At 55.0% G+C, this 2,500-nt stretch carries 1 tRNA gene and 2 rRNA genes (1 of these 3 cut by a window edge); all 3 read left to right on the top strand.

From position 1 onward, the window contains the following. A 23S ribosomal RNA gene (locus TY51_RS08150) occupies positions 1–2,151 on the top strand (it extends 681 nt beyond the left edge of the window). A gap of 95 nt (positions 2,152–2,246) precedes the next feature. Continuing rightward, positions 2,247–2,361, top strand: a 5S ribosomal RNA gene (rrf, locus tag TY51_RS08145). A gap of 62 nt (positions 2,362–2,423) precedes the next feature. Further along, a tRNA-Met gene (locus tag TY51_RS08140) sits at positions 2,424–2,500 on the top strand.

Genomic DNA, 2,500 nt, shown 5'->3' with positions numbered 1-2,500 from the left:
AGACGGATCAGACCCGAAACCGAGTGATCTAGGCATGAGCAGGATGAAGGTACGGTAACACGTACTGGAGGTCCGAACCCACACCTGTTGAAAAAGGTCGGGATGACTTGTGCCTAGGGGTGAAAGGCCAATCAAACTCGGAGATAGCTGGTTCTCCGCGAAAGCTATTTAGGTAGCGCCTCGGACGTATTCCCTGGGGGGTAGAGCACTGCATGGATGATGGGGGCCCACAGCCTTACTGAGTCTAAGCAAACTCCGAATACCCAGGAGAACTATCCGGGAGACACACGGCGGGTGCTAACGTCCGTCGTGGAGAGGGAAACAACCCTGACCAACAGCTAAGGCCCCCAATTCGTGGCTAAGTGGGAAAGCATGTGAGACTTCCAAAACAACCAGGAGGTTGGCTTAGAAGCAGCCATCCTTTAAAGATAGCGTAACAGCTCACTGGTCTAATCAAGAGGTCTTGCGGCGAAGATGTAACGGGGCTCAAGCCACGAGCCGAAGCTTTGGATGCACTTTAGAGTGCGTGGTAGCGGAGCGTTCTGTGATATAGAACGCTGCCTCTTTTGCCCAGCAATGGGTAACGGAGGCAATGTTCTGACTGTGAAGCCGGGCCGTGAGGCAACCGGTGGAGTGATCAGAAGTGAGAATGTTGACATGAGTAGCGACAAACAGGGTGAGAGACCCTGTCGCCGAAAGTCCAAGGGTTCCTGCTTAAAGCTAATCTGAGCAGGGTAAGCCGGCCCCTAAGGCGAGGCCGAAAGGCGTAGTCGATGGGAACCAGGTTAATATTCCTGGGCCAGGAGATGGTGACGGATCCCGAGGGTAGTTCGATCTTAACGGATTGATCGGGCTGCTTAGGGGTTCCTGGAAATAGCCCTCCACAAGACCGTACCCTAAACCGACACAGGTGGACTGGTAGAGAATACCAAGGCGCTTGAGAGAACCACATTTAAGGAACTCGGCAAAATACCTCCGTAAGTTCGCGAGAAGGAGGCCCGGTTTTTACGCAAGTGGAAGCCGGGGGCACAAACCAGGGGGTGGCGACTGTTTACTAAAAACACAGGGCTCTGCGAAGTCGTAAGACGACGTATAGGGTCTGACGCCTGCCCGGTGCCGGAAGGTTAAAAGGAGAGGTGCAAGCCTTGAATTGAAGCCCCGGTAAACGGCGGCCGTAACTATAACGGTCCTAAGGTAGCGAAATTCCTTGTCGGGTAAGTTCCGACCTGCACGAATGGCGTAACGACTTCCCCGCTGTCTCAAATGTGGACTCAGCGAAATTGAATTGTCTGTGAAGATGCAGACTTCCCGCGGTTAGACGGAAAGACCCCATGCACCTTTACTACAACTTCGCACTGGCATCAGGATTGCGATGTGCAGGATAGGCGGTAGGCTTTGAAGCGGGGACGCTAGTCCTCGTGGAGCCATCCTTGAGATACCGCCCTTCGCACTCTTGATGTCTAACCGCGGCCCGTTATCCGGGTCCGGGACCTGCGTGGTGGGTAGTTTGACTGGGGCGGTCGCCTCCCAAACAGTAACGGAGGCGCGCGAAGGTTGGCTCAGACCGGTCGGAAATCGGTCGTTGAGTGCAATGGCAGAAGCCAGCCTGACTGCAAGACTGACAAGTCGAGCAGAGACGAAAGTCGGCCATAGTGATCCGGTGGTCCCGAGTGGAAGGGCCATCGCTCAACGGATAAAAGGTACGCTGGGGATAACAGGCTGATGATGCCCAAGAGTCCATATCGACGGCATCGTTTGGCACCTCGATGTCGGCTCATCTCATCCTGGGGCTGGAGCAGGTCCCAAGGGTATGGCTGTTCGCCATTTAAAGAGGTACGTGAGCTGGGTTTAGAACGTCGTGAGACAGTTCGGTCCCTATCTGCCGTGGGTGTTGGAGACTTGAGAGGAGCTGCCCCTAGTACGAGAGGACCGGGGTGGACGTTCCACTGGTGGACCAGTTGTCGTGCCAACGGCAGTGCTGGGTAGCTATGAACGGACAGGATAAACGCTGAAGGCATCTAAGCGTGAAGCCCCCCTCAAAACAAGGTCTCCCTTGAGAGCCGTGGAAGACCACCACGTCGATAGGCCGGAGATGTAAGTGCAGCAATGCATTCAGTTGACCGGTACTAATGGCTCGATAGGCTTGATTTGATCCGGAAGAAGCAGGATTATCCTCCTTCCTCCAAAGCATCCTTGGACAATATCACTCCGCGAAAGCGGAGCGACGCTGAGCGTTTCTTTCCTGGTCTGGTGGCCCTAGCGCGAGCAAAACACCCGATCCCATCCCGAACTCGGCCGTTAAGTGCCGCTGCGCCGATGGTACTGCGTCTCAAGACGTGGGAGAGTAGGTCACCGCCAGACCTGGTAAGAAACGCACATATCTCTCTGTAACGATGAAAAAAACCCGATCAGGACAATCTTGGCGCGGGGTAGAGCAGCCCGGTAGCTCGTCAGGCTCATAACCTGAAGGTCACAGGTTCAAATCCTGTCCCCGCAACCA

Source organism: Paracoccus sp. PAMC 22219 (genome assembly GCF_000787695.1).
GTDB lineage: Bacteria > Pseudomonadota > Alphaproteobacteria > Rhodobacterales > Rhodobacteraceae > Paracoccus.
The sequence above is the reverse complement of the archived record's forward strand: the minus strand, read 5'-3'. Positions and strand labels throughout refer to the sequence as shown.